The organism is Pseudomonas sp. 8_5_2 (assembly GCF_059295255.1).
In genome coordinates this window covers 5,427,997-5,452,938 of the sequence record NZ_CM181238.1, presented here as the reverse complement: position 1 = coordinate 5,452,938, position 24,942 = coordinate 5,427,997, and the positions used below count along the sequence as shown (strand labels likewise).

The 24,942-nt window shown below is 64.0% G+C and carries 21 protein-coding genes; 10 read left to right on the top strand and 11 right to left on the bottom strand.

From position 1 onward, the window contains the following. Window positions 1–15 precede the first annotated feature (15 nt). Window positions 16–465, top strand: a complete 450-nt coding sequence (locus AC5O5R_RS24955) for a c-type cytochrome (RefSeq protein WP_172228757.1) — start codon at window positions 16–18, stop codon at window positions 463–465. A 183-nt stretch (window positions 466–648) separates the two neighbouring features. Here AC5O5R_RS24955 and AC5O5R_RS24950 read toward each other — a convergent pair whose 3' ends face one another. The 4 genes from AC5O5R_RS24950 to AC5O5R_RS24935 form a co-directional block, all read right to left on the bottom strand. Next, on the bottom strand, window positions 649–1,041 hold the full coding sequence (locus tag AC5O5R_RS24950) for a DUF1090 domain-containing protein (protein WP_172228759.1): 393 nt from the start codon (window positions 1,039–1,041) through the stop codon (window positions 649–651). Between the two features lie 131 nt (window positions 1,042–1,172). Continuing rightward, window positions 1,173–2,870, bottom strand: coding sequence for an NAD-dependent DNA ligase LigB (gene ligB / locus AC5O5R_RS24945; protein ID WP_172228761.1), 1,698 nt, complete (start codon window positions 2,868–2,870; stop codon window positions 1,173–1,175). 146 nt (window positions 2,871–3,016) lie between these two features. Continuing rightward, entirely contained in the window at window positions 3,017–4,207 is a 1,191-nt protein-coding gene (gene metK, locus AC5O5R_RS24940; protein WP_172232944.1) for a methionine adenosyltransferase, read from the bottom strand. Window positions 4,208–4,225: 18 nt separating this feature from the next. Then, window positions 4,226–5,218 (bottom strand): ArsR/SmtB family transcription factor, encoded by a 993-nt coding sequence (locus AC5O5R_RS24935; RefSeq protein WP_172232941.1) that lies wholly within the window; start codon window positions 5,216–5,218, stop codon window positions 4,226–4,228. A 229-nt stretch (window positions 5,219–5,447) separates the two neighbouring features. Here AC5O5R_RS24935 and tkt point away from each other — a divergent pair, with 229 nt between their 5' ends. The 9 genes from tkt to AC5O5R_RS24890 all read left to right on the top strand — a co-directional run bounded on the left by tkt (window position 5,448) and on the right by AC5O5R_RS24890 (window position 14,989). Next, a complete protein-coding gene (gene tkt / locus AC5O5R_RS24930; RefSeq protein WP_494514813.1) occupies window positions 5,448–7,445 on the top strand; it encodes a transketolase in 1,998 nt (665 codons plus the stop codon). 191 nt (window positions 7,446–7,636) lie between these two features. Continuing rightward, entirely contained in the window at window positions 7,637–8,698 is a 1,062-nt protein-coding gene (gene epd, locus AC5O5R_RS24925) for an erythrose-4-phosphate dehydrogenase (RefSeq protein ID WP_172227282.1), read from the top strand. Between the two features lie 12 nt (window positions 8,699–8,710). Further along, window positions 8,711–9,874 carry a phosphoglycerate kinase gene (locus AC5O5R_RS24920; RefSeq protein ID WP_172227280.1) on the top strand — a complete coding sequence of 388 codons (1,164 nt, stop codon included), beginning with the start codon at window positions 8,711–8,713 and terminating at the stop codon, window positions 9,872–9,874. Further along, on the top strand, window positions 9,874–10,125 hold the full coding sequence (locus AC5O5R_RS24915; protein ID WP_172227278.1) for a hypothetical protein: 252 nt from the start codon (window positions 9,874–9,876) through the stop codon (window positions 10,123–10,125). Before AC5O5R_RS24920 ends, AC5O5R_RS24915 begins: the two co-directional genes overlap by 1 nt. 177 nt (window positions 10,126–10,302) lie before the next feature. Beyond that, on the top strand, window positions 10,303–10,632 hold the full coding sequence (locus tag AC5O5R_RS24910) for an MliC family protein (RefSeq protein ID WP_172227276.1): 330 nt from the start codon (window positions 10,303–10,305) through the stop codon (window positions 10,630–10,632). A gap of 100 nt (window positions 10,633–10,732) precedes the next feature. Beyond that, window positions 10,733–11,797 (top strand): class II fructose-bisphosphate aldolase, encoded by a 1,065-nt coding sequence (gene fba / locus AC5O5R_RS24905; RefSeq protein WP_172227274.1) that lies wholly within the window; start codon window positions 10,733–10,735, stop codon window positions 11,795–11,797. 216 nt (window positions 11,798–12,013) lie between these two features. Then, entirely contained in the window at window positions 12,014–14,140 is a 2,127-nt protein-coding gene (locus tag AC5O5R_RS24900) for a putative bifunctional diguanylate cyclase/phosphodiesterase (RefSeq protein WP_494514812.1), read from the top strand. Between the two features lie 39 nt (window positions 14,141–14,179). After that, a complete protein-coding gene (locus AC5O5R_RS24895) occupies window positions 14,180–14,680 on the top strand; it encodes a M48 metallopeptidase family protein (RefSeq protein ID WP_172286752.1) in 501 nt (166 codons plus the stop codon). Between the two features lie 12 nt (window positions 14,681–14,692). Next, window positions 14,693–14,989 (top strand): winged helix-turn-helix domain-containing protein, encoded by a 297-nt coding sequence (locus tag AC5O5R_RS24890; protein ID WP_003249396.1) that lies wholly within the window; start codon window positions 14,693–14,695, stop codon window positions 14,987–14,989. A gap of 53 nt (window positions 14,990–15,042) precedes the next feature. Here AC5O5R_RS24890 and AC5O5R_RS24885 read toward each other — a convergent pair whose 3' ends face one another. The 7 genes from AC5O5R_RS24885 to AC5O5R_RS24855 form a co-directional block, all read right to left on the bottom strand. Beyond that, window positions 15,043–15,495 (bottom strand): GNAT family N-acetyltransferase, encoded by a 453-nt coding sequence (locus tag AC5O5R_RS24885; RefSeq protein ID WP_172227268.1) that lies wholly within the window; start codon window positions 15,493–15,495, stop codon window positions 15,043–15,045. Window positions 15,496–15,586: 91 nt separating this feature from the next. Further along, entirely contained in the window at window positions 15,587–17,770 is a 2,184-nt protein-coding gene (gene yccS, locus AC5O5R_RS24880) for a YccS family putative transporter (protein WP_172227266.1), read from the bottom strand. Between the two features lie 83 nt (window positions 17,771–17,853). Next, on the bottom strand, window positions 17,854–19,035 hold the full coding sequence (locus AC5O5R_RS24875; RefSeq protein WP_172286751.1) for a BaiN/RdsA family NAD(P)/FAD-dependent oxidoreductase: 1,182 nt from the start codon (window positions 19,033–19,035) through the stop codon (window positions 17,854–17,856). 128 nt (window positions 19,036–19,163) lie between these two features. Next, window positions 19,164–20,501: an ATP-dependent RNA helicase DbpA gene (dbpA, locus tag AC5O5R_RS24870; RefSeq protein WP_256676351.1), complete on the bottom strand. Its 1,338-nt coding sequence runs from the start codon at window positions 20,499–20,501 to the stop codon at window positions 19,164–19,166. Between the two features lie 113 nt (window positions 20,502–20,614). After that, entirely contained in the window at window positions 20,615–22,042 is a 1,428-nt protein-coding gene (mdtD, locus tag AC5O5R_RS24865) for a multidrug transporter subunit MdtD (RefSeq protein ID WP_494514811.1), read from the bottom strand. Window positions 22,043–22,179: 137 nt separating this feature from the next. Beyond that, complete coding sequence (locus tag AC5O5R_RS24860; RefSeq protein ID WP_494511768.1) at window positions 22,180–23,499, bottom strand: TldD/PmbA family protein; 1,320 nt, start codon at window positions 23,497–23,499, stop codon at window positions 22,180–22,182. Continuing rightward, window positions 23,499–24,941 carry a TldD/PmbA family protein gene (locus AC5O5R_RS24855; RefSeq protein WP_494514810.1) on the bottom strand — a complete coding sequence of 481 codons (1,443 nt, stop codon included), beginning with the start codon at window positions 24,939–24,941 and terminating at the stop codon, window positions 23,499–23,501. Before AC5O5R_RS24855 ends, AC5O5R_RS24860 begins: the two co-directional genes overlap by 1 nt. Window position 24,942 lies beyond the last annotated feature (1 nt).

Here is a 24,942-nt window from a genome sequence, read left to right as displayed (position 1 = left end):
GCTGAAGTGAGCATGATGTTGAAGCGATTGACCGTTGTTCTGCTGGCAGCGCTGACCCTGGCGGGTTGTGATCGGGTCGACCCGAACTCGCCGCTGGGCCAACGCAAGGCAATCTTCAAGGACATGCTCAAGACCAGCGAAGACCTGGGCGGCATGCTGCGTGGCCGACTGCCGTTCGACGGGCTGAAGTTTGCCGACGGCGCGCTGAAGCTGGACAACCTGTCGCATCAGCCCTGGCAGCACTTCCCACAGGTGCGTGATGCTGCTGGCGACAGTAGCGCGCGCGCCGAAGTGTGGGAGCGTCAGGCGCGCTTTCATGACCTGGCCCGGCAGCTGGAAGGCGTCACTGGCGAGCTGGTCGATGCCACTCGGGGTCAGCCACTCGATGCCGGGCAGCTGAAGGCACCGATGGACAAGGTCGAAGCTGCGTGCAAGGCCTGTCATACCGAGTTTCGTAATCATTGATAGCGTGCATTGCCCTTTGTGGAACTGTCTTGCACAGATCCTGTAGGAGCGGCCTTGTGTCGCGATTAGGGCGCGCAGCGGCCTTGGGATTTCAGCCTTGATGCGTAAATCGCCGAGGCCGCTGCGCGGCCCGATCGCGACACAAGGCCGCTCCTACACACTCACCGCGTTTGCCGGGGGGCTTCAGCGGTCCAGTTCGTCCACCGCTTCCTGCAGTTCTTTACGGGACTCGGCGAGCTTGTCCTTGCGCTTGTTGATCTTCTCCGCGTCGCCTTTCTTCTCGGCTTTTTTCAGGTCTTTCTCGCGTTGCGCCACTTCATGGCGGGCATCGAGCACTTTCTGCTCTCGTTCTTTGCGCAGGCTGGCGTCGGTGCAGTTGTCGACCCCGCGCAGCGCTTCCTCAAGCCCCGCGACCTGGTCGGTGTTGCCATGCTCGCGGGCAATTTTCAGCTGGTTCTCGATGGCGCTGCGCTTGGCGGCGCAACCGGTCAGGCCGGCATCCGGCTGGGCAGCCTGTACGGAGCCCGTGGCCAGGCCAAGCGTTGCGAGCAGAAAAAAGGTGGAAAAGCGCTTCATGTAAAGCCTCCTGAACGGGGCGGGGTAGCAAAGTTGGGGGAAATGCTGCCTTGGTTTTGCCGATTTAGAAACCCTTCTCAGGCATTTCTTGTGCAATCTCAGGGTTTCCCTACAAGCAAATTGGTAAAAAATCATTGCGTGGTCACCGTGTGCTCGACGTCAAACCCATCTACCCCTGCGCCGGCCAACTGGGTTGCAATGGCATTGACCTCGTTGCTTGCAAAGAAGTCGGCAAGCAGTTGCCCGCGTTTTGCCCCGATGTCGGGCAAGGCTTGCCACTCAAGGCTTGTGCGCGCAGCCAGCGCCGACCATGCGCCCGCCACCTGCATGCCGCCAGGCAAGGGCGCCCCGAGCCCACGCAGCCATTGGGCGAAGGGACGCGAGCGCGCTGCTTTGAAACTGTCCTGCAGCTGTGTAGCCGTCACGATGCTGATGCCCGCTACCTGGCGCAGGCGCTCGGCGTCCAGGTCCAGCCAGTCGCTCATTGAATTCACCAGCCCGGCAGCCACCAGCCGGCGCCAGGTACCGGCCCCGGTGCGTGGCAGTGCCAGCCCCTGTTTGCTGCTGAGCCAGGCAAGGCGGGCAACGAACTGCTCTTCGCAGCCCTCGCTGATCTGCCAGCAACTGTGGGCGTGATGCCGGCCGGGCTCAGGTGCGCTTACCGGCAGTCGCTCGACGGCGCGATGCACCACTTGCTCGAATCGTGGAATGGTCAGCCCGGCGAGGCTGACGGCCACCTGGTCGCCAGGGCGGATGTCGAGGCCATGCCAGCGGGCCAGCGAGCCAAGGCTCACCTGAGTGATTCGTCGATCATCAAGCGTGACCGGCAGCACGTGCAGCACCGGCGTCACTCTGCCGGTGCGGCCGACCCGAAAGCGTACGTCGCGCACTTCGGCCAAAACCTGCACATAGGGGTACTTCCAGGCCGCGATCCAGTACGGGGCCTTGGCTTGCCAGCGCTCGGCAGGGGGCCGGCTGCCCTGTCGCAAAATCACGCCATCGGTGGCGAAGGGCAGGGCGGAGCGGTACCAGTGCTCGCGCCAGTGTGCTGCCTGCGCCGGTGTATCGATCGCGACGCTGTAGTGCTGGCTGTCGGGGAAACCCAGCTGCGTCAGCTGGGCAAGGCGTTCGGCTTGTTGGCTGGGGCCTTGTGGCCAGTCCCAGACGAACAGGCCGACAGTGTTGCCTTGTTCACCGGCCAGCTGCTTGCGTGCAAGCAGGCCTGCAACTGTGCCACGGGCATTGGCGCTGCCAGCCCGGGCTTGTACGTGGGCGCCGTGGCGCAAGTAGAGTTCCCCCTGCAGCTGCAGGTCGAGTGGTCGGGGCAACCGCCGGGTAATGGCCCCGAGCTGGGGAATGTGCCGGCTCCAGTCGTGCCCATGCACGCCATCGCCTCGGCTGATCAGTTGCACCAGGCGGCCCTTTCGGTAGGTGAGGGAAACCGCAACGCCATCGACCTTGGGCTGTACCCAGACATCGGTCTTGCCGGTGAACCAGCGTTTCACGGCCTGCTGGTCGGCCAGCTTGTCTACCCCGGTATGTGGCACCGGATGAGGGATCGGTCCGCCAGCGCTGGCCAGGGGCGAAGGGCCGGTTGCGAGGCCAAAGCACTGCCGCAGCAGCTCCAGGCGCTGGCGGCTCTGGTCGTAGAGTTCGTCGGCCACCAGCGCGACGCCCTGACGGTGATAGTGGTCGTCCCACTGGGCGAGCGTGGCGCGTAGTTGAGCGACCTCGGCGTCAACTTGCTGCCGACCCCAGTCGGGGCAGGGGGCGGCCCAGGCCAGCGGGGCAGTCAGCATCATCAGGGTGAACAAAAGCTTGATCAGCATGGCCAGCATCCTTGCATGGCGGAAGGGAGTTCCCAGCCTAGGCAAGTCTGGCGGCCCTTGCTGCGCCGCTGTTGTCAGCCGATATGTCACAAAAAAGCCCCTGCCGATTGCTCGGCAGGGGCTTTCGCACAGCGCTGCAGGAAAAATTACAGGCCGGCGGCGTCACGCAACGACTGGGCGCGGTCGGTGCGCTCCCACGTGAAGGTGGTGAAGGTGTCGTCGCCGACCGTCTTCTGCTGCGGGGTGCGGCCGAAGTGGCCGTAGGCAGCGGTTTCCTGGTACATCGGGTGCAGCAGGTCGAGCATGGTGGTGATGGCGTACGGACGCAGGTCGAAGCACTCGCGCACCAGCTGGATGATCTTCTCGTCGGAGACCTTGCCGGTACCGAAGGTGTTGATCGAGATGGAAGTCGGCTGGGCCACGCCGATGGCGTACGAAACCTGGATCTCGCAGCGCTCGGCCAGGCCGGCAGCGACGATGTTCTTGGCCACGTAGCGGCCGGCGTAGGCCGCGGAACGGTCGACCTTGGACGGGTCTTTGCCAGAGAACGCGCCGCCGCCGTGGCGCGCCATGCCGCCGTAGGAGTCGACGATGATCTTGCGGCCGGTCAGGCCGCAGTCACCCACCGGGCCACCGATGATGAAGTTGCCGGTCGGGTTGATGTGGTACTGGGTGCCCTTGTGCAGCAGTTCGGCAGGCAGGGTGTGCTTGACGATCAGCTCCATCACGGCTTCCTGCAGGTCTTTCTGCGAAACCTCAGGGTTGTGCTGGGTCGACAGCACGATCGCGTCGATACCCACTACCTTGCCGTTTTCGTAACGGCAGGTGACCTGGGATTTCGCGTCCGGGCGCAGCCACGGCAGCAGGCCGGACTTGCGGGCTTCGGCCTGGCGCTCGACCAGACGGTGCGAGAAGCAGATCGGTGCCGGCATCAGCACTTCGGTTTCGTTGCTGGCGTAGCCGAACATCAGGCCCTGGTCACCGGCACCCTGGTCTTCCGGCTTGGAGCGGTCGACGCCCTGGGCGATGTCCACCGACTGCTTGCCGATGATGTTCATCACAGCGCAGGTGGCGCCGTCGAAACCGACGTCGGAGCTGTTGTAGCCGATGTCGATGATCACCTTGCGCACCAGGTCTTCCAGGTCGACCCAGGCCGAGGTGGTGACTTCACCGGCGATGATGGCGACACCGGTCTTGACCAGGGTTTCGCAAGCTACGCGGGCGTATTTGTCCTGGGCGATGATGGCATCGAGGACGGCGTCCGAAATCTGGTCGGCGATCTTGTCCGGATGCCCTTCGGACACGGACTCGGAGGTGAAAAGGGAGTATTCGCTCATCTCGAAGGTTCCTGAAATTTACCGATGGTGTATGTCGCCAGCCGTGCGCTGGAAATGGCGGACCTGGATCTGGAAACCGTTACGCAAGCCCACGTACAGGCTGTCGCCGAGGGCCAGCCCGGCAGCGTTGGCCCAGCGGGCCAGGTCGTCCTGTTCGAAGCCAAGCCACAGGTCGCCGCACGCTTCCCGCGCCCACCCCTGGTCATGGCTGCAAAGTTCGGTGACCAGCAAGCTGCCGCCTGCCTTCACCCGATTGGCCAGCTGGCGCAAGGCCAGGGCCGGGTCGCTGAAATGGTGCAGGACCATGTTCAGCACAACGCAGTCGGCGGCCACATCCGTTGCACCCAGTGCATCGGCCAACTGCAGGTTCACGTTGTCGAGCCCTTCGCGCTGGCACACCTGGCGCGCCAGCTCGAGCATGGTCGGGCTGTTGTCCAAAGCGGTGACCCGGGCGAAGCGCCGGGCCAGGTCTGGCAGGAAGCCGCCGTCACCGGGGCCGACCTCCAGGGCGCTGGCAGCCGGGTCGAAATTCAGCTTGTCGAGCAGTGCCAGCAGGCTTTCGCGGTACTGCGGCAGGCCGGCAATAAGGTCTTGCTGGGCGCGAAACTTTTCTTCCACGCGCAAGAAGAAGTCCTGGCTGGTTACCGCGCGGCGCTGCTGCACCTGGGCGATCCGCGCCTGCACGTCCGGCGGCAGCGTCAGGCCGTCGACCTCTTCAAGCAACGCCGCATGCAGCCGGCCGCCCAGGCGCAGGCTGTCGGGCAGGGCGCGGCGGTAGAAGATGGCATTGCCTTCGCGGCGGGTCGCTACCAGCTCTGCCTGGGCCAGCACCTTCAGGTGGTGGCTCATGCCTGACTGGCCTACGTCGAATATCTGCGCCAGCTCCAGCACGCCGAACGAATCGTTGGCCAGGGCGCGCAGTACGTTCAGGCGCAACTCGTCGCCACTGGCCTTGCACAGGGCAGCCAGTGTTTCGCGTTGCTCGGGAATGGATTGCGCACGGAGGTTCATGGGGCGGCAGTCTAGACAGGCATCGATGCCCTAGCAAGGCCAATATCAAAAAGTTTTGATATTGAGTGATGGACGGGCCGTTTCACCCGGTTTTGCCCCGAATTGAATGCCAATCACAGGAAAATCCCCCGACTGCGACCATACGTCATTGCCCCCGGCACCCCCAGTGGGCGAAAATAGCCGCCTTTTTCGTGACACCACCTATTCAAGCCCCCCCAGGAGACCAGCGATGCCCAGCCGTCGTGAACGTGCCAACGCCATTCGCGCCCTCAGCATGGATGCCGTGCAAAAGGCTAATAGCGGCCACCCAGGTGCCCCAATGGGCATGGCGGATATCGCCGAAGTACTGTGGCGTGACTACCTGAAGCACAACCCGAGCAACCCACATTTCGCCGACCGTGACCGCTTCGTGCTGTCCAACGGCCACGGCTCGATGCTGATCTACTCGCTGCTGCACCTGACCGGCTACGACCTGTCGATCGACGACCTCAAGGCCTTCCGCCAGCTGCACAGCCGCACCCCGGGCCACCCGGAGCTCGGTTACACCCCAGGCGTGGAGACCACCACCGGCCCGCTGGGCCAGGGCCTGGCCAACGCCGTGGGCTTCGCCCTGGCGGAAAAGGTACTGGCTGCCCAGTTCAACCGTGACGGCCACGACATCGTCGACCACAACACTTATGTCTTCCTCGGCGACGGCTGCATGATGGAAGGCATCTCCCACGAAGTCGCCTCGCTGGCCGGCACCCTGGGCCTGAACAAGCTGGTCGCCTTCTACGACGACAACGGCATCTCCATCGACGGTGAAGTGCATGGCTGGTTCACCGACAACACCCCGGCGCGCTTCGAAGCCTACAACTGGCAGGTGATCCGCAACGTCGACGGCCACGATGCCGAAGAAATCAAGATGGCCATCGAGACGGCGCGCAAGAGCGACCGCCCGACCCTGATCTGCTGCAAGACCATCATCGGCTTCGGTTCGCCGAACAAGCAGGGCAAGGAAGACTGCCACGGCGCACCGCTGGGCAATGACGAAATCGCCCTGGCCCGTAAAGAACTGAACTGGAACCACGGCCCGTTCGAAATCCCGGCCGACATTTATGCCGAATGGGATGCCAAGGCCGCCGGTGCCAAGGCCGAAGCCGACTGGAACCAGCGTTTCGACGCCTACGCCAAGGCCTACCCGGAGCTGGCTGCCGAGTTCAAGCGCCGTGACAGCGGCGAGCTGCCGGACGACTTCAGCGAAAAGGCCCAGGCCTACATCAACGAAGTGGCTGCCAAAGGCGAAACCATCGCCAGCCGTAAAGCCAGCCAGAACGCCCTCAATGCGTTCGGCCCGCTGCTGCCTGAGTTCCTCGGTGGTTCGGCTGACCTGGCCGGCTCCAACCTGACCCTGTGGAAGGGCTGCAAGGGCGTCGAAGCCAATGACGCCAGCGGCAACTACGTGTTCTACGGCGTGCGCGAGTTCGGCATGACCGCCATCATGAACGGCGTTGCCCTGCACGGTGGCCTGGTGCCTTACGGCGCGACCTTCCTGATGTTCATGGAATACGCCCGCAACGCCGTGCGCATGTCGGCACTGATGAAGCAGCGGGTGATCCACGTCTACACCCACGACTCCATCGGCCTGGGCGAAGACGGCCCGACTCACCAGCCGATCGAGCAGCTGACCAGCCTGCGCAGCACGCCGAACCTGGACACCTGGCGCCCGGCCGATGCGGTGGAATCTGCCGTGTCCTGGAAAAACGCCCTGGAGCGCAAGGACGGCCCATCGGCGCTGATCTTCTCGCGTCAGAACCTGCAGCACCAGCAGCGCGACGCCCAGCAGATCGCTGACATCAGCCGCGGCGGCTACGTGCTCAAGGACTGCGCTGGCGAGCCTGAGCTGATCCTGATCGCTACCGGTTCCGAAGTGGGCCTGGCTGTGCAGGCCTTCGACAAGCTGACCGAGCAGGGCCGCAAGGTACGCGTGGTCTCCATGCCGTGCACCAGCGTGTTCGATGCCCAGGACGCTGCCTACAAGCAGTCCGTGCTGCCGCTGGAAGTAGGCGCGCGCATCGCCATCGAAGCTGCCCATGCCGACTTCTGGTACAAGTACGTCGGTCTGGAAGGTCGTATCATCGGCATGACCACCTACGGTGAGTCGGCGCCGGCTTCGGCACTGTTCGAAGAGTTCGGCTTCACCCTGGAGAACATCCTCGGTACTGCCGAAGAGCTGCTGGAAGACTGATGTAACAAAGGAGGGCAGTGACGCCCTCCAGGTCGTGCAAAGGGAGGGCTTTGCCCTCCATCGCGACGCAAGGCCGCTCCTGCAGGGACCGCGCAACCCAAGATGGCGGTGCGGTCCCTGCAGGAGCGGCCTTGCGTCGCGATGGGCCGCAACGCGGCCCCAACAGCCATCATGCGTTAGCGAGCCAACGAATGCCCCACCTGCGTCCCTACAAAGTTGCACTCAACGGTTATGGCCGTATTGGCCGCTGTGTCCTGCGCGCGCTGTTCGAGCGGGGGGCAAAGGCCGGTTTCGAGATCGTCGCGCTGAACGACCTGGCCGACCAGGCCAGCCTGGAATACCTGACACGCTTCGACTCCACCCACGGGCGTTTCCCCGGTGAGGTGAGGGTGGACGGCGACTGTCTGCATATCAATGGCGACTGCGTGAAGGTAATGCGCAGTGCCACCCCCGAGGGTATCGACTGGGCCGCCCTCGACATCGACCTGGTGCTGGAGTGTTCCGGCGCCTACAACACCCGTGCCGATGGCCAGCGCTTCCTCGATGCCGGCGCGCCGCGGGTGCTGTTCTCCCAGCCCATGGCCAGCGAGGCCGACGTCGATGCCACCGTGGTCTACGGCATCAACCAGGCCTGCCTGACCGGCAGCGAGCGCCTGGTGTCCAACGCCTCGTGCACGACCAACTGCGGTGTGCCGCTGCTGCGCGTGCTGGACCAGGCATTCGGCATCGAGTACGTGCAGATCACCACCATCCACTCGGCGATGAACGACCAGCCGGTGATCGACGCCTACCACCACGAAGACCTGCGCCGAACGCGCTCGGCCTTCCAGTCGGTGATCCCGGTGTCCACTGGTCTGGCGCGCGGTATCGAGCGGCTGCTTCCGGAACTTGCCGGGCGAATCCAGGCCAAAGCGGTACGTGTACCCACCGTCAACGTTTCGTGCCTGGACATCACCCTGCAGACCGCCCGCGACACCAGCGCGGCAGAGGTCAACCAGGTGCTGCGCCAAGCGGCGCTGGAAGGCCCGCTGAAAGGCTTGCTGGCCTACACCGAGCTGCCGCACGCCAGCTGTGATTTCAACCACGACCCGCATTCGGCCATCGTCGATGCCAGCCAGACCCGTGTTTCCGGCCCCCGCCTGGTGAACCTGCTGGCCTGGTTCGACAACGAATGGGGGTTCGCCAATCGTATGCTCGACGTCGCCGAACACTTTCTGCACGTCGTTCACCCAACCCGCAACAAACAGCCCTGAAGGACTGCATTCATGACCGTGTTGAAGATGACCGACCTCGACCTGCAAGGTAAGCGCGTACTGATCCGCGAAGACCTCAACGTGCCTGTGAAGGACGGTGTGGTAGCCAGCGATGCGCGTATCATGGCAGCGCTGCCGACCATCAAGCTGGCCCTGGAGAAGGGCGCAGCGGTAATGGTCTGCTCGCACTTGGGCCGCCCGACTGAAGGCGAGTTCTCTGCCGAGAACAGCCTCAAGCCGGTTGCCGACTACCTGAGCAAGGCCCTGGGCCGCGAAGTGCCGCTGGTTGCCGACTACCTGGACGGTGTCGAGGTAAAGGCCGGTGACCTGGTGCTGTTCGAGAACGTGCGCTTCAACAAGGGCGAGAAAAAGAACGCCGACGAGCTGGCACAAAAGTACGCCGCCCTGTGCGACGTGTTCGTCATGGATGCTTTCGGTACCGCACACCGCGCCGAAGGCTCGACCCATGGTGTCGCCAAGTTCGCCAAGGTTGCCGCTGCCGGCCCGTTGCTGGCTGCCGAGCTGGACGCCCTGGGCAAGGCCCTGAAAGCCCCGGCCAAGCCGATGGCGGCCATCGTTGCCGGCTCCAAGGTTTCCACCAAGCTCGACGTGCTGAACAGCCTGAGCGCGGTCTGTGACCTGCTGATCGTGGGTGGTGGCATCGCCAATACCTTCCTGGCCGCTGCCGGCCACCCGGTTGGCAAGTCGCTGTACGAGCCAGACCTGGTCGACACCGCCAAGGCCATTGCGGCCAAGGTCAACGTACCGCTGCCGGTTGACGTGGTGGTTGCCAAGGAATTCGCTGAAAGCGCCGAAGCCACCGTCAAGGCCATTGCCGACGTTGCCGCAGACGACATGATCCTGGACATCGGCCCGCAGACCGCAGCCAACTTCGCCGAGCTGCTGAAGTCGTCTAAGACCGTTTTGTGGAACGGCCCGGTGGGCGTGTTCGAATTCGACCAGTTCGGCAATGGCACCAAGGTGCTGGCCAATGCCATCGCCGACAGCGCGGCGTTCTCCATCGCCGGTGGCGGTGACACCCTGGCGGCCATCGACAAATATGGCGTCAGCAAGGATATCTCCTACATTTCTACCGGTGGTGGCGCCTTCCTCGAGTTCGTCGAGGGCAAGGTCCTGCCAGCGGTGGCAATCCTGGAAGAGCGGGCAAAGGCCTGATGACTTCGGCGCTTGGCAAAGGGAGTGGCCTGATGGTCAAGCAATTGCCTGTGATGATGCTGGCCGGCTTGCTGAGCGCTTGCGCCGGCAGCCCGGCCTCGGACGGCGACCCGTCGCACCCGCCCAAGGGCGGCTGCTACCAGTCCGAGTGGCAGGCCGAGACCGTGCCGGTCATCAGCAAGCGCGTGGGCCCGGAAGGCCTGGAAAAGTATGACGAAGACCACCAGCGCAAGGCGCCGGGTTGCCCTTGATCGGGTAGTCGGCAACCTGAAGGCTGATTTGTGGTCTTGGAAAGGGGGCCGCTATGCGGCCCATCGCCGGCAAGCCAGCTCCCACAGGTACAGCTTCTCTTGCAAGGATGTGCGGGGTCTGTGGGAGCTGGCTTGCCGGCGATGGGCTGCAAAGCAGCCCTGAATTGAGGAAACTGAATGAAAGCGCTTATGGCCGTAACGGCCCTGGCGACACTGGCAGGATGCTCACTGCTGCAGCCGGCGCAACCCGCCCCGGCAGACAACTGGACCCGTTGGGTCTGCGATACCCAGGCCGAAGTGCTGTGGCGCTTCGCCGACGCGCAACGCGACCAGGTCGACGTACGCCTTGGCGGCGGCGACCAGGTTTACCGGCTCAAGGCCGAGCCGGGTGCCTCGGGTGCGCTGTATAGCGATGGCATGCTGGCCTTCCACACCAAGGGCGAAGAAGGCCTGGTGTACTGGGTGGCAACCAACGATCTGATTGGGCGGGGCTGCAAGGCACCGTGACTGGCCGGGCCGCGAGGGTGGCCCACACTACTTGAACAGCAACCGCCCCTGCGGCAGGCTTGCACGAAACAGACGACGCTTGTCGGGAGAGAGATACACAATGGCACTCATTAGCATGCGCCAGATGCTGGACCACGCCGCCGAGTTCGGTTACGGCGTACCAGCTTTCAACGTCAACAACCTCGAGCAGATGCGCGCCATCATGGAAGCGGCCGACAAGACCGACTCTCCGGTGATCGTCCAGGCCTCGGCCGGTGCCCGCAAATACGCTGGCGCGCCGTTCCTGCGCCACCTGATCCTGGCTGCCATCGAAGAATTCCCGCACATCCCGGTGTGCATGCACCAGGACCACGGCACCAGCCCGGATGTCTGCCAGCGCTCGATCCAGCTGGGCTTCAGTTCGGTGATGATGGACGGCTCGCTGGGTGAAGACGGCAAGACCCCGACCGACTACGAGTACAACGTCCGCGTTACCCAGCAGACCGTCGCCATGGCGCACGCCTGCGGTGTTTCGGTTGAAGGCGAGCTGGGCTGCCTGGGTTCGCTGGAAACCGGCATGGCCGGTGAAGAAGACGGCATCGGCGCCGAAGGCGTGCTGGACCACAGCCAGATGCTGACCGACCCGGAAGAGGCCGCAGACTTCGTCAAGAAGACTCAGGTCGACGCCCTGGCGATCGCTATCGGTACCAGCCACGGTGCCTACAAGTTCACCAAGCCGCCAACCGGTGACATCCTGGCCATCGAGCGCATCAAGGAAATCCACAAGCGCATCCCCAACACCCACCTGGTGATGCACGGGTCCTCCTCGGTACCGCAAGAGTGGCTGGCGATCATCAACCAGTACGGCGGCGAGATCAAAGAGACCTACGGCGTACCGGTAGAAGAAATCGTCGAAGGCATCAAGTACGGCGTGCGCAAGGTCAACATCGACACCGACCTGCGCCTGGCCTCGACCGGTGCCATGCGCCGTCACATGGCCATGAACCCGAGCGAGTTCGACCCACGCAAGTTCTTCGCCGAAACCGTGAAGGCCATGCGTGACGTGTGCATCGCGCGTTATGAAGCCTTCGGCACTGCCGGCAACGCCTCGAAGATCAAGCCGATCTCCCTGGAAGGCATGTTCCAGCGCTATGCCAAAGGTGAGCTGGCCGCCAAGGTCAACTGATCCGCAGGCAACCCTGAAAAAACCCGCAGCGATGCGGGTTTTTTCATTTCTGGCGGCTACCACCTTGCGCTTTCTTTCCGCAGACCGACCGTTGGTCGGCTACCGTACAGTTAGCCACTGATAGCGTTCTGATTGCATTGCGTGTCGGCAGCTCAGGTCTAGAGTACTAAACGGATCCAACCGTATTTGAAGTCGGTCACATAATAGAGAAGCAGCATGGATGGCGCTCACCCTCAACCACAGCCACTGGATGGCAGCTCGATTCTTCTGGTAGTAGACGACTACCCTGAGAATCTCATCAGCATGCGGGCATTGCTGGCCCGGCAGGATTGGCAAGTGTTGACGGCAAGCTCGGGGATGGAAGCCTTGAGTGCGCTGCTCGAACACGATGTCGACCTGGTGTTGCTGGATGTACAAATGCCGGAAATGGACGGCTTTGAAGTCGCCCGGCTGATGCGTGGCAGCCAGCGCACTCGGCTGACACCGATCATATTCCTCACCGCCAACGAACAGTCTGAAGCGGCCGTGCTCAAAGGCTACGCCAGCGGCGCCGTGGACTACATGTTCAAGCCGTTCGACCCGCAAATACTCAAGCCCAAGGTTCAGGCACTGCTCGACCAGCAGCGCAACCGGCGCATGCTGCAGCGCCTGACGCGTGAGCTGGAAGCGGCCAGGGCGTTCAACGCGTCAATCCTGGAAAACGCCGCCGAAGGCATCCTGGTAGTGGATGACAAGGGCATCATCGGCTTTGCCAACCCTGCCATTTCGCGCTTGCTGTCAGCGCCAGTGCAGCAGTTGCAGGGCGCCCACCTGCTCGACCTGGTGCAATTGGCCAGCGCCAGCCTGTGGCCAGAATCGGATTTCTACAAAGCCTATCTGGTTCGGCAGATTTTCCGCGTGCACGACGCCCAGCTGCGCACCGTGGCTGGCGAACTGGTGCCGGTGGCGTTGTCCTGCGCGCCGTTGCCGGCAGACCAGCAGGCCATGGTGGTGACCGTGCTGGACATGTCGGTAGTGCGCAACCTGCACCAGCAGCTTGAATACCAGGCCGTCACCGATCCGCTCACCGGCCTGCTCAACCGCCGCGGTTTCTACCAGGCCGCCGAGGGGGCGCTGCTGCGCAACGAGCGCTCGGACAAGGCACAGGCGCTGATGTACATGGACCTGGATGGCTTCAAGCGGATCAACGATTCGCTTGGCCACGATGCCGGCGACCGGGTACTGCGCTGGGTGGCCGAGCAGCTCAAGGACTGCCTGGGCAGCGATGCCCTGCTGGCGCGCATGGGTGGGGATGAGTTTACTGCGCTGTTCGACAGCCTGCCGTACCCGGAGCAGGCCGGGCGCTATGCCGAGCGTTTGCTCGAGCGTGTTTCCATCAGCCACGAAGTGGAAGGGCTGGATGTAACGCTCGGGGTCAGCATCGGCATCGCCACCTTCCCGGACTGCGGCGCCAATGTGGAAGGCCTGCTGCGGGCGGCGGATGCCGCGATGTATGCGGCCAAGCAGGCCGGTCGCCAGCAGTACCGCTTCTATGATCAGGAGCTCAATGGCCGGGCGCGGTCGCGGCTGATGCTCGAAGACAGCGTGCGCGCCGCCATCGAGCAGCAGGACTTCACCCTGGTTTACCAACCGCAGGTGGGTTTCAACGATGGTCGTCTGCGTGGCTTCGAGGCCTTGCTGCGCTGGCAGCACCCCAGTGTTGGCGATGTGCCGCCGGGGTTGTTCATCCCCTTGCTCGAAGAAGCGCGCCTGATCAACCGCCTGGCCAGCTGGATCTACCGGCAGGGCGCAGCGCAGCGCCAGGCATGGTGCCAGCGCTTCCCGGCCGACCTGGTGCTGGGCATCAGCCTGAGCCGCGCGCAGTTCGTCATGCCCGGCCTGGTCGACGAGTTGCAGCGGGTCATCCAGCTTTACCAGCTAGCCCCGACGCAGCTGGAAGTGGAAGTGGCAGAAACCTCGCTGATGTACAACATCGATGCGGCCGTGAAGCAGATACACCGCTTGCGCGAGTTGGGGGTAAGGGTGGCGCTGGATGATTTTGGCGCGGGTGACTGTTCGCTACGCATGCTACGTGACCTGCCAATCGATACCCTCAAGCTTGACCGCCATCTGGTTGCGCGACTGCCCGACTCGGCAGTGGATGCGGCGCTGGTGCGCAGCGTCATCGGCCTGTGTACCGACTATCACATCACGGTCATCGCCGAAGGCGTGGAAACCCCGGCCCAGGCGGCCTGGCTGAGGGCCAATGATTGCGAATACGTGCAAGGGTTTTTAGTGGCGCACCCGATGACTGCGGCAGATGCCAGCGGCTTCCCGGCGATTTTCCCCTGGCCACGGGCGTGATTGGCTAGAATCGGCATTCGTTACGCCGACTACAGTGCCATGACCGTACTCCGTTATTTGCAAGCCTACCCTCCGCACCTGCAGGCGCAGGTGCGGCAGATGATCGACAGCGACCGCCTGGGCGAATACCTGCAGCGCCGCTACCCAGACCGCCATGACGTGCAAAGCGACAAAGCGTTGTATGGCTATGCCCAGGACCTGCGCCAGCAGTACCTGCGCAGCGCGCCGAACCTGGACAAGGTGCTGTTCGACAGCCGCCTCGACCTGACCCATCGGGCCCTGGGCCTGAACACGGCGGTATCGCGGGTGCAGGGCGGCAAGCTCAAGGCCAAGAAGGAGATCCGCATTGCGTCGCTGTTCAAGGAGGCCGCGCCGCAGTTCTTGCGCATGATCGTGGTGCACGAGCTGGCACATCTGCGCGAGCGCGATCACAACAAGGCGTTCTACCAGCTCTGCCAGCACATGGAGCCGGACTACCACCAACTGGAATTCGACCTGCGCGTCTACCTGACCTATCGGGAGCTGCCGGGCAACCCCTAAGGAACATGCAGCATGGAAGTGAGCAAGACCAAGAGCAGCTTCTACCGCCGCCTGTACGTGGCCTGGCTGATCGACAGCCAGACCGCGACCAGCGTGCCAGCCCTGATGGAGGCCACCGGCATGCCACGGCGCACCGCCCAGGACACTATCGCGGCGCTAGCCGACCTGGATATCGTCTGCGAGTTCGAGCAGCAGGAAGGCGCGCGCAACCACGCCGGGCATTACCGCATTCATGACTGGGGTGCGATCGACAAGCAGTGGATCATCCGCCATCTGCGGCAGATACGCGAAGTGCTGGGCTACCCCTGAGGTTTATGGGAGCTGGCTTGCCGGCGAAAGGGGTGCAAAGCACCCCCGGCAATTCAGCCTTTGCGCATGCCGATATGTGGAATGTCATCTTCAAGGTATTCCTCACCCGCCACCACAAACCCATGCCTGGCATAAAACGCCTGCAAATGCGCCTGCGCCGACAGATAAACCGGTACTCCCGGCCAGCAATGCTCCGCCGCCTCCAGCGCCTTCGACAGCAACGTGTGCCCCAGCTTCAGCCCTCGCGCCGCAGGTGAAGTCACTACCCGCCCGATCACCACATCCCCGCCCTGGGATTGCGGATCGAGCAAACGCAGGTAAGCCACCAGTTTGTCTTCCTGCCACGCCATGAGGTGCAGGGTGTCGCCGCTCAGGTCCTGGCCATCGACGTCCTGATAGGCGCAGCGCTGCTCGACCACGAACACTTCGGTACGCAATTGCAGAATGGCGTAGAGCTGATCTTTGCCAAGGTCGGTGTGGTGCTTGCAGAGCCAGTCGATGGACACAGGCGCGAACTCCTTGAATGAGACCTCGATCATCGCATGTCGAATGCATTTGGCCAAAATAGAGGCTGAAAAGCACAGACCCCGCGAAAAATCAGGCGGGCGGGCTCTCTTTGATCAAGTGCCCCGCCAAGGTACGCAGCGGCCCCAACTGCCGGCAGATCAACGCCAGCTGGGTCTGCACCAGCCGCTGATGTTCATCCAGTTCTTCCGGCATCTGTTCCAGGGCATTGGCCAGCGCCTCCTCGGCATCGCTATGAATCGCCACCGGCAGCCGTGCGGCCAGGCCGTTGGCAATCTCGTCCAGACTGTTGGCCAGGCTCTGCCCTGCACCTTCGATCAATTGCTCCTGCACCTGCGCGGGCAACGCCATATCGCGGTGCGCACCCAGCCCCGACAGATAGCTGAGCAAGGTGTGCGACAGCACCAGGAAGCGGAAGCCGACGTCGGCTTCCTTGCGGAAGTGCCCAGGCTCCATCAGCATGTTGGCCAGGGTGGTGGACAGCGCCGCATCGGCGTTGTGGGCGTTGCGCCGGGCCAGGCGGTAGGCCAGGTCGTCGCGCTTGCCGTGGGCGTACTGCTGCATGATCTGCCGCAGATAGACGCTGGCGCAGGCCAGGGTATTGGCCAGTGCCTTGTTCAACCGCCGCCCCTGCCAGTCGGGCAGGAACAGGAACACCGCGAGGATGGCGATCAGGCTGCCGACCAGGGTATCGAACAGGCGCGGCAGGAACAGGCCATAGCCATCGCCGATCTGGTTGAAGCAGAACAGCACCATCAAAGTGATCGCGGCCGTGGCCAGGGTGTAGCGGGTGGTGCGGTTGACGAAGAACACCACCCCGGCGACCACGGCAAACAGCGACTGGATGACCGGGTTGGGGAACAGGTCGAACAGCGCCCAGCCCACCGTCAGGCCGACTGCGGTACCGAAAATGCGCTGCACCAGCTTGCGCCGGGTTGCACCGTAGTTGGGCTGGCACACGAACAGCGTGGTGAGGATGATCCAGTAGCCCTGGGTGGGGTGAATCAGGTGCACCATGCCGTAGCCGATCGACAACGCCAGCGGCAGGCGCAAGGCGTGGCGGAACAGCAGCGAGGTCGGTGTGAGCTGGGTGCGCAGGCGCGTCCACACATCCTTCAGCGAGCGTGGCGAACGGTCGAGCAGGCTGCTGTCGCTGGCATCGGCCAGGCTGTCGGGGTTGCTGGCAGCGCTGAGCAGGCGGTCCAGCGTGGCCAGGTTGGCGGCCAGCGCCCGCAGCGAGCGTAGCAGGCTGCGCCAGGCCGGGTTGTTCTGGTTGCGCAGGTGCTCCAGCGACGCGTTGAGGTCCTCGAGTGCTTCGGTAAAGCCGCTGGCGAGTACGAACGGCTGGCGCAAGCGGATAGAGCGGGCCAGTTCCTGGCAGGATGAGCCCTGCTTGCGCAGCAGGCGCTGGCAGCGGAACATCACGTCGCTGTGGAAGAACGCCTCGGTCAGGGCGTTGTAGGGGTAGTGCGAGGCACTGACCCGCTCGTGGATATCCTGGGCCAGGAAGTACAGCTTGAGGTAGCGGCTGACCTTGGAGTTGGGCTGGCTGTTGCCGACCCGGTGCAGGATGATTTCCTTGGCGGCGTTGAGCGCCGCCACCACCTTGCCATTCTGCTGGGCCAGTTCCAGGCGCCGGGCCTCCAGGTCGAGGGTGCGGATGGGTTCGAACAGGCTGGCCTTGAGCTTGAGGTAGCGGCCCAGTTCGAAAAACAGCTTGGCAAGGCTCTGTTGCACCGGCTGGTTGGAGAACAGCGCCTGCCACAGCACCGACAGCAGCCCGTACCAGGCCGCACCTGCCACCAACAGCATCGGCTCGTGCCAGAAGTCCGTTACCTGGCCACCGCGCTGGTCCACGCCGATCATGGTGTACACCGCCGTGATCAGCGTTGCCGAGGCGATCGCGCCATAACGTTCGCCCAGGGCGCCGAGCATGGTCAGCCCGAACGCCGCCAGGGCCAGGGCGATGGCGAAGATCCAGGGGTAGGGGAACAGCAGTTCGACGGCCAGTGCAGCGATGGCGAAGCACACCAGGGTAACGGCCAGGGCGCTGAGGCGGCCCTGCCAGCTGTCGTCGGTTTCGGCCAGGGCACTGGCGATGATGCCGAGGAACAGCGGAATCAGCAGGGCCATCTCGTTCTGGTACCAGCACAGGGCCAGGCTGCCGGTGAGGGCGATGGTGACCCGGATGCTGTAGCTGAACTTGTCTTGGCCCCACAGGCGACGCAGTGACTGACGGAACGAGCTCGATGACATGATGGCCTGCTAGGCAGTGAGCGAATGAATGCATTGCAGCACGGCCAGCAAGAAGCGTTCCGTGCTGCTGAATGGATTCTACTCTACACGAACTGCGCTGCGGCGTTGGCCGATGCCCAGGCCCACTGGAAGTTGAAACCGCCCAGGTGGCCGGTCACGTCCAGCACTTCACCGATGAAGTACAGCCCGGGGCTCTTCAGTGATTCCATGGTCTTGGACGACACTTCGCGGGTGTCGACCCCTCCCAGCGTCACCTCGGCGGTGCGGTAGCCTTCGGTGCCGGCCGGCACCACCTGCCAGTTCGCCAGCTTTTCGGCGATCTGGGCCAGCTCTGCCGGGGTGTACTGCTTCATGGGCCTGGACTCGAACCACTGCTCGGCCAGCAGGTTGGCCAGTTTGCGGGTAAAGACCTCGCCCAGCACGGTCTTCAGTTCGGCGTTGGCGCGTTCGGTTTGCATCTGTTGCAGCCAGGTCAGTGCGTCACGGTCCGGCAGCAGGTTGATCTCGACCGTGTCACCGGCTTCCCAGAACGACGAAATCTGCAGGATCGCCGGGCCGCTCAGACCGCGGTGGGTAAACAGCAGGTTCTCGCGGAAGCTGCTGCCATTGCAGCTGGCGGTGCAATCCAGCGAGGTGCCGGACAGCTCGGTGCACAATGCCTTGAGTTGGGGCTCGGTGATAGTGAAGGGCACCAGGCCGGCGCGGGTTGGCAGCAGTGTGTGGCCGAACTGGCGCGCGACCTGGTAGCCGAAGCCGGTGGCGCCTAGTGTCGGGATCGACAGGCCACCGGTGGCGATCACCAGCGACTGGCAGGCGAACTGGCCGCCGCTGGTCTGCAGCAGATAGCCGTTTGCGGTTTTCTCGATCTGCTCGATGCTGATTTGCATGCGGATCTCGGCACCGGCCTCGTCGCATTCGGCCAGCAGCATGTCGAGGATGTCACTGGCCTTGTTGTCGCAGAACAGCTGGCCGAGTTTCTTCTCGTGGTACGCCACGCCATGCTTGCACACCAGCTCGATGAAGTCCCACTGGGTGTAGCGGGCCAGGGCCGATTTGCAGAAGTGTGCATTGTGCGAAAGGAAGTTGGCCGGCTCGGTGTACATGTTGGTGAAGTTGCAGCGGCCGCCGCCGGACATGAGGATTTTCTTGCCCGGTTTGTTGGCGTGGTCGAGCAGCAGTACCCGGCGGCCACGGCGGGCGCTGAGCTGGGCGCACATCAGGCCGGCGGCGCCAGCGCCGAGGATGATCACGTCGGTGGAGTGCACGGTATGAACCTGTCTGGATTCGAATGTGGAATGCCGACCCTGTGGGAGCGGGTTTACCCGCGAATACGATGGCGCATGCACCATGGCTTTCGCGGGTGAACCCGCTCCCACAGGGTCACTGTCTGGGATTAAAGAATGCGGACTTTCAGGGCGCGGCCCTTGATCTTGCCGCTGTTCAGCCGCTGCATGGCCTGCTTGGCCAGCGCACGTTCCACGGCCACGAACGCCTGGAAGTCGAAGATGGCGATCTTGCCCACCTGCTTGCCCGGGATACCGGCATCACCGGTCAGCGCACCGAGGATGTCACCCGGGCGCAGCTTGTCCTTGCGCCCGGCTGCGATGCACAGCGTGGTCATCACCGGCAGCAGCGGCTCGCCGCCTTTGTTTTTCAGGCTGTCCAGTTGGTCCCAGCGCAACGGGCTCTTCTGCAGCTGTTCGATGGCCTGGGCACGGTGGCCTTCGGCCGGGGCCACCAGGCTGACCGCAATCCCTTTCTCGCCGGCGCGACCGGTACGGCCCACGCGGTGCACGTGGATTTCCGCATCACGCGCCAGCTCCACGTTGAGGACCATGTCCAGGCCATCGATATCCAGGCCGCGCGCGGCTACGTCGGTGGCTACCAGCACCGAGCTGCTGCGGTTGGCGAACATGGTCAGTACCTGGTCGCGGTCACGCTGTTCCAGGTCGCCATGCAGGGCCTGGGCGACGATGCCCTTGGCGGTGAGGTGGGCAACCACGTCTTCGCACTGCTGCTTGGTGAAGCAGAACGCTACGCACGACTGCGGGCGGTAGTGGCCGAGCACGCGGGTGACGGCCTCCAGGCGCTGCTGCGGGTCGATCTCGATGAAGCTCTGCTCGATCTGGTTGTCGGCGTGCAGGCTCTCGACCTTCACTTGCTGCGGATTGCGCATGAAGTCGGCAGCCAGCTGCTTGATGCCGGTTGGGTAGGTGGCCGAGAACAGCAGGGTCTGGCGGCGCGATGGGGTCTTGCCGATGATGCTGGCGATGGCGTCGAAAAAGCCCATGTCGAGCATGCGGTCGGCTTCGTCCAGCACCAGGGTGTTCAGGCCATCCAGCACCAGGGTGCCTTTGTCCAGGTGCTGCTGGATGCGCCCCGGGGTGCCGACGATGATGTGCGCACCGTGCTCCAGCGAGGCAATCTGCGGGCCCAGTGAAACGCCGCCGCACAGGGTCAGGATCTTGATGTTGTCCTCGGCCCGCGCCAGGCGGCGCAGCTCCTTGGCTACCTGGTCGGCGAGTTCGCGGGTAGGGCACAGCACCAAGGCCTGGCAGCCGAAGTAGCGCGGGTTGATCGGGTTGAGCAGGCCGATGCCGAAGGCGGCGGTCTTGCCGCTGCCGGTCTTGGCCTGGGCGATCAGGTCCTGGCCCTTGAGGATGACCGGCAGGCTCTGGGCCTGGATCGGCGTCATCGAGGCATAGCCAAGGGCGTCCAGGTTGGCCAGCATGGCGGCGGACAGCGGCAGAGTGGCAAAAGCGGTGGATTCGGTGGTCACGAGGCAGGCCTGCGTTGCGAAGCGAAAAAATGCCGCACAGTCTACCAGCCTCATGGCCATTCGCCCTACGACTCCATGTGTTGTTCCGGACGACGGGCACGCCTTCCGTCCGTCGGCGCCAGTTGCATGAAGATCGCCGCTGCCAGCATTGCCATCACGCCGATGGTGACGAAGGTCAGCTGGAACGCCCCCAGCGTGGTTTCCACGCCATCGGCGCTGCCGGCTGCAGTAAACCCGCCGAGCAACGCACCGGCGCAGGCCACACCGAGGCTGAGCGACAGCTGTGCGACCACCGACAGCAGGCTGTTGCCGCTGCTGGCGCTGGCGTCGTCAAGGTCGATCAGGGTCACCGTATTCATTGCCGTGAACTGCATGGAGTTGACCGCGCCGAGCAGGCCCAGCTGGATCAGTAGCACAGCATAGGGTGTCTGTTCGTCGACCAGGCCCAGGCTGGCCAGCAGCAGGCCCAGCAGCAGGGTGTTGCCGGTGAGGATGATGCGGTAGCCAAAGCGTTCGATCAGCGGCCTGGCGATGGATTTTGCGAGCATGGCAGCCGCCGCCAGCGGGATCATGCTCATGCCGGCCTGGGCCGGTGAATAGCCCAGCGCCACCTGCAGCAGTAGCGGCACCAGGAACGGCAGTGCGCCGCTGCCCAGGCGCGCGAACAGGTTGCCGAGGATGCCGATGGCGAAGGTGCGCACACGGAACAGGCTGGGCGAGAACAGCGGCTCCGGGTCGCGCCCGGCGCGCAGCCAGTAGGCGGCCAGGCAGGCCATGCCGGCAAACAGCAGCAACATCACGCGCAAGTGCGGCAGGTGCAGCTCGCCCAGGCCTTCCATGGCGATGGTGATCAGCACCATCGCCGCGCCGAAAAGCACAAAGCCAGGGCCGTCGAAGCTGGTGCGTTCGGCGCCGCGCAGGTCGGGGATGAACCTCCAGACCGCGTAGCAACCGATCAGACCGACCGGCAGGTTCAGCAAAAAGATCCAGTGCCAGGTGAGGATTTCCACCAGCCAGCCGCCAACCGTTGGCCCCAGCAATGGCCCGAGCAAGCCGGGAATGGTGATGAAACTCATGATCCGCACCAGCTCGCTACGCGGGTAGGCGCGCAGCACCACCAAACGCCCCACCGGCAACATCAGTGCACCGCCCAGGCCCTGCACCACCCGGGCGAAGATCAGAAAACCCAGGCTGTTGGCTGCAGCGCACAACAGCGAGCCGAAGCTGAACAGCAGGATGGCGCTGAAGAAGATGCGCTTGGTGCCGAAGCGGTCGGCGATCCAGCCCGAGGCGGGGATCAGCAGGGCCACGGTGAGCATGTAGGCGATGATCACGCCCTGCATGCGCAGCGGGTCTTCGGCCAGCGAGCGGGCCATGGCCGGCAGCGCGGTGTTGAGAATGGTGCCGTCCAGGGACTGCATGAAGAAGGCGATCGCCACCACCCAGGGGATCCAGCGGGCGGTGACAGGGTCCAGCGGAGTGCGTTCGGGCATGAGGAACCTCAATGTTCGGCATTGCCTGTACTGGCCTCATCGCCGGCAAGCCAGCTCCCACAGGATCACCACAGGCCCCGGACTGGGTGCGGTCCCTGTGGGAGCTGGCTTGCCGGCGATGAGGCCGGAATGGCCTATTACAATGTCAGGGTCAGGCCTTTGACCAGTGCCCCCGGCAAATGACTCGACCCGGTACTGCGCTGTCCATAGGTACTGGTCGACAGAATCATCTCGCGCTCCCGGGTCAGGTCTTCCAGCTGGCTGCCGAGCAAACTGTACAGGCTGTCATCGAAACGCATGGTGCTGACGGGCCCCTGGATCTGGCCATCCTCTACCCAGAAAGTGGCAAAACGGGTCAGCCCGGTCATGCGGGCTGCCGGCAAGTCGGAGTAGTTCAGGTACCACAGGTTGCTGATGTACAGCCCGCTGCCAAGCCGCTCGAGGATCTGCTCGCTGGGCAAGCTCCCCGGCGCCAGGCTGAGCGCGCAGGGCGACTCGTAGCTGTCGGCGCCATTGGCCAGCAGCTCGAACTCGGCGGCACTGCGCGCACTGGTCAACCGCTGCACAGCCTGGCCCTGCTGAATCAATGGCACATCCAGGCGTGGCGAGCCTTCATCGGAAAACGCCGGGCTCAACGAGCCGCTGACCTGCTCGGTGAAGCTTACCAGCGGGCTCAGTCGTGCATCGCCGTTGTACAGGCGCTGCAGAGCGCTGTTGCCGGTGGCCAGCGCCTGCGCCGAGAAACCGCCCCAGCACAGCATGCCGGCGATCTCGTCCATGGCTGACGGTGCCAGATAGGCGCGGTAGCTGCCGGGCTTCAGGGTGACTGCCGGAAGGCCGAGGAAACCCAGTTGCTCCCGCGCCTGGCGCAGCCGTGCGGTGAAGTTGTCGGAGTTCCATTCTTGACCGGCATAGTTGGCTTTCACCGCCTGGCCATTTTCATGGAACAGGCTCCAGTCCACGTTGAAGCTGTTGGCCTGATGCCAGCCGAAGGCGCCAAACGAACTGGCAAAGCCACGGCAGATGGGCCCGGCGGCATAGATGCCGACGAGGTCCAGGTCCCCGGCTTCGCGGTCGAGCAGGGCCAGTACATCGCTCAGCTCGGGCAGCGGTTGCTCCTGCTGGCTGTGGCTGTGCCAGGCGCTGTCGTCCAGGCGCAGGTAGGGGTCGACCGCCAGCAGCGGCAACGTCTGGCGCAGTTGCTCCAGGGCAGCGACCAGGCGCTGGGAATCCAGTTGCGCATCCCCACTCAAGGTCACCTGTTGTTCAGCCTGGCGGCCATCACTGATCAGCCGCAGTTGCGCACTGGCCTGGCTCACTTCACCGGCCTGACGCACCTTGGCGTGGTTGAAACGCACGAATTGCGATTGCTCGGCGCTGTAGCCGAGGGTGAATTGTTCGCCCGCTTGCAGCTCGGTGCGCACATCGAGGGCCAGGGCTTCGAATGCTTGTTTCATCAGGCGTCCCCTCCGAATACGTCGATCTGGCGGAACACGCAGGCTGGCGACGCGTGGCCGACCCGCACCACCTGGTTGGGTTCACCCTTGCCGCAGTTGGGCGTGCCCAGTACCTGGAAGGTGCTGCGGTCGCCGACTGCCGACAGGTTGCGCCAGAACTGCGCGGAGATGCCGCGATAGTTGGGGTTCTTGACGATGCCCTTGAGCTCGCCGTTTTCAATCAACTGGCCCCATTCACAGCCGAACTGGAACTTGTTGCGCGCATCGTCGATGGACCAGGAGCGGTTGGTACGCATCAGTATGCCGTGTTCGATGCCCTGGATCAGTTGCCGCAGGGTCTGGTCGCCGGGTTCGATGTTGAGGTTGGCCATGCGATCGATCGGCGCACGGTTCCAGCCACAGGCGCGGCTGTTGGCCACGCCGTCCAGGCCAGAACGGAACTGCGACAGCGCGCCGCCCAGCGGGCGCAGCAACAGGCCGTGGCGAATCAGGAACTGCTTGCTGGCCGGGGTGCCGTCGTCATCGAAACTGTAGCTGGCCAGTTCTTCGCCGATGGTCGGGTCGAAGGTCACGTTCAGCAGCGGAGAGCCGTATTGCAGGTGGCCGAAGTCACTGGCTTTGACGAAGCTGGTACCGGCGTAGTTGCGCTCGTCGCCGAGAATACGGTCCATCTCCAGCGGGTGGCCAATGGACTCGTGGATTTGCAGCATCATCTGGTCCGGCATCAGCAACAGGTCGCGCGGGCCGCTGGGTGTGTTCGGGGCCAGCAGCAGCTGCAGCGCTTCGTCAGCCACCCGGCTGGCTGCGCCCACCAGGCCGCAGCGCTCGATGATCTCGAAGCCACCCTGCTGGCCGAAGTTGTCGCGGCCCAGGCTACGGCTCTGGCTGTCCTGGCCATCGCTGGCGGTGACGCCCAGGCCGGGGAACAGGAAGCGTTGGGCGTGGCGCAGTTCGGCGCCGGCCGAATTGAGATAGGTCTGCTCGACCAGGCTCAGGCCCAGGCTGGCCTGCCAGTCTACCAGGCGGCTGTCCTTGGGCACGCTGGCCGATTCGGCGGCGAGCAGGCCAAGGCACTCGCCCAGGGTGGGTACAGGTTGGTCGAAGTTGGGCGAAATGTGGTCGTGGCGTGCATCGGTCACTGGCTGATCGCGCAGATCGAGCAGGCTATGCCGGGCAATCTGCCGGGCCAGTGCCTCGGCACGTTCCAGTGCTCGCTGCAGGCCTGCCTGGGACAGGTCGGCGGTGGCCGCATAAGCTTCCACCCCATTCACCCGTGCGATGAGCATGGCGCCTTCGTCCTGGCTGAAGAACGGCGGTTCGGCAACATTGCGGCGAACCGAAAGCGCCTGGTGCGACTGGGTCACATGGCGCAGGGAAAACAACTCGGCCGTACTGCGCAGCGCGGCAAAGCGCTGGCGCAGCAGGGCGCTGGAATCGAACATG

What these genes read in the sequence shown, in the direction of transcription:
- yccS (WP_172227266.1), bottom strand. Translation starts at nt 17,770, where the DNA reads ATGTCATCGAGCTCGTTCCGTCAGTCACTGCGTCGCCTGTGGGGCCAA.
- tkt (WP_494514813.1), top strand. Translation starts at nt 5,448, where the DNA reads ATGCCCAGCCGTCGTGAACGTGCCAACGCCATTCGCGCCCTCAGCATG.
- AC5O5R_RS24915 (WP_172227278.1), top strand. Translation starts at nt 9,874, where the DNA reads ATGACTTCGGCGCTTGGCAAAGGGAGTGGCCTGATGGTCAAGCAATTG.
- AC5O5R_RS24860 (WP_494511768.1), bottom strand. Translation starts at nt 23,499, where the DNA reads ATGAAACAAGCATTCGAAGCCCTGGCCCTCGATGTGCGCACCGAGCTG.
- AC5O5R_RS24890 (WP_003249396.1), top strand. Translation starts at nt 14,693, where the DNA reads ATGGAAGTGAGCAAGACCAAGAGCAGCTTCTACCGCCGCCTGTACGTG.
- dbpA (WP_256676351.1), bottom strand. Translation starts at nt 20,501, where the DNA reads ATGCTGGCCAACCTGGACGCCCTTGGCTATGCCTCGATGACGCCGATC.
- AC5O5R_RS24920 (WP_172227280.1), top strand. Translation starts at nt 8,711, where the DNA reads ATGACCGTGTTGAAGATGACCGACCTCGACCTGCAAGGTAAGCGCGTA.
- AC5O5R_RS24855 (WP_494514810.1), bottom strand. Translation starts at nt 24,941, where the DNA reads ATGTTCGATTCCAGCGCCCTGCTGCGCCAGCGCTTTGCCGCGCTGCGC.
- epd (WP_172227282.1), top strand. Translation starts at nt 7,637, where the DNA reads ATGCCCCACCTGCGTCCCTACAAAGTTGCACTCAACGGTTATGGCCGT.
- AC5O5R_RS24950 (WP_172228759.1), bottom strand. Translation starts at nt 1,041, where the DNA reads ATGAAGCGCTTTTCCACCTTTTTTCTGCTCGCAACGCTTGGCCTGGCC.
- mdtD (WP_494514811.1), bottom strand. Translation starts at nt 22,042, where the DNA reads ATGCCCGAACGCACTCCGCTGGACCCTGTCACCGCCCGCTGGATCCCC.
- metK (WP_172232944.1), bottom strand. Translation starts at nt 4,207, where the DNA reads ATGAGCGAATACTCCCTTTTCACCTCCGAGTCCGTGTCCGAAGGGCAT.
- fba (WP_172227274.1), top strand. Translation starts at nt 10,733, where the DNA reads ATGGCACTCATTAGCATGCGCCAGATGCTGGACCACGCCGCCGAGTTC.
- AC5O5R_RS24900 (WP_494514812.1), top strand. Translation starts at nt 12,014, where the DNA reads ATGGATGGCGCTCACCCTCAACCACAGCCACTGGATGGCAGCTCGATT.
- AC5O5R_RS24955 (WP_172228757.1), top strand. Translation starts at nt 16, where the DNA reads ATGTTGAAGCGATTGACCGTTGTTCTGCTGGCAGCGCTGACCCTGGCG.
- AC5O5R_RS24895 (WP_172286752.1), top strand. Translation starts at nt 14,180, where the DNA reads ATGACCGTACTCCGTTATTTGCAAGCCTACCCTCCGCACCTGCAGGCG.
- ligB (WP_172228761.1), bottom strand. Translation starts at nt 2,870, where the DNA reads ATGCTGATCAAGCTTTTGTTCACCCTGATGATGCTGACTGCCCCGCTG.
- AC5O5R_RS24935 (WP_172232941.1), bottom strand. Translation starts at nt 5,218, where the DNA reads ATGAACCTCCGTGCGCAATCCATTCCCGAGCAACGCGAAACACTGGCT.
- AC5O5R_RS24910 (WP_172227276.1), top strand. Translation starts at nt 10,303, where the DNA reads ATGAAAGCGCTTATGGCCGTAACGGCCCTGGCGACACTGGCAGGATGC.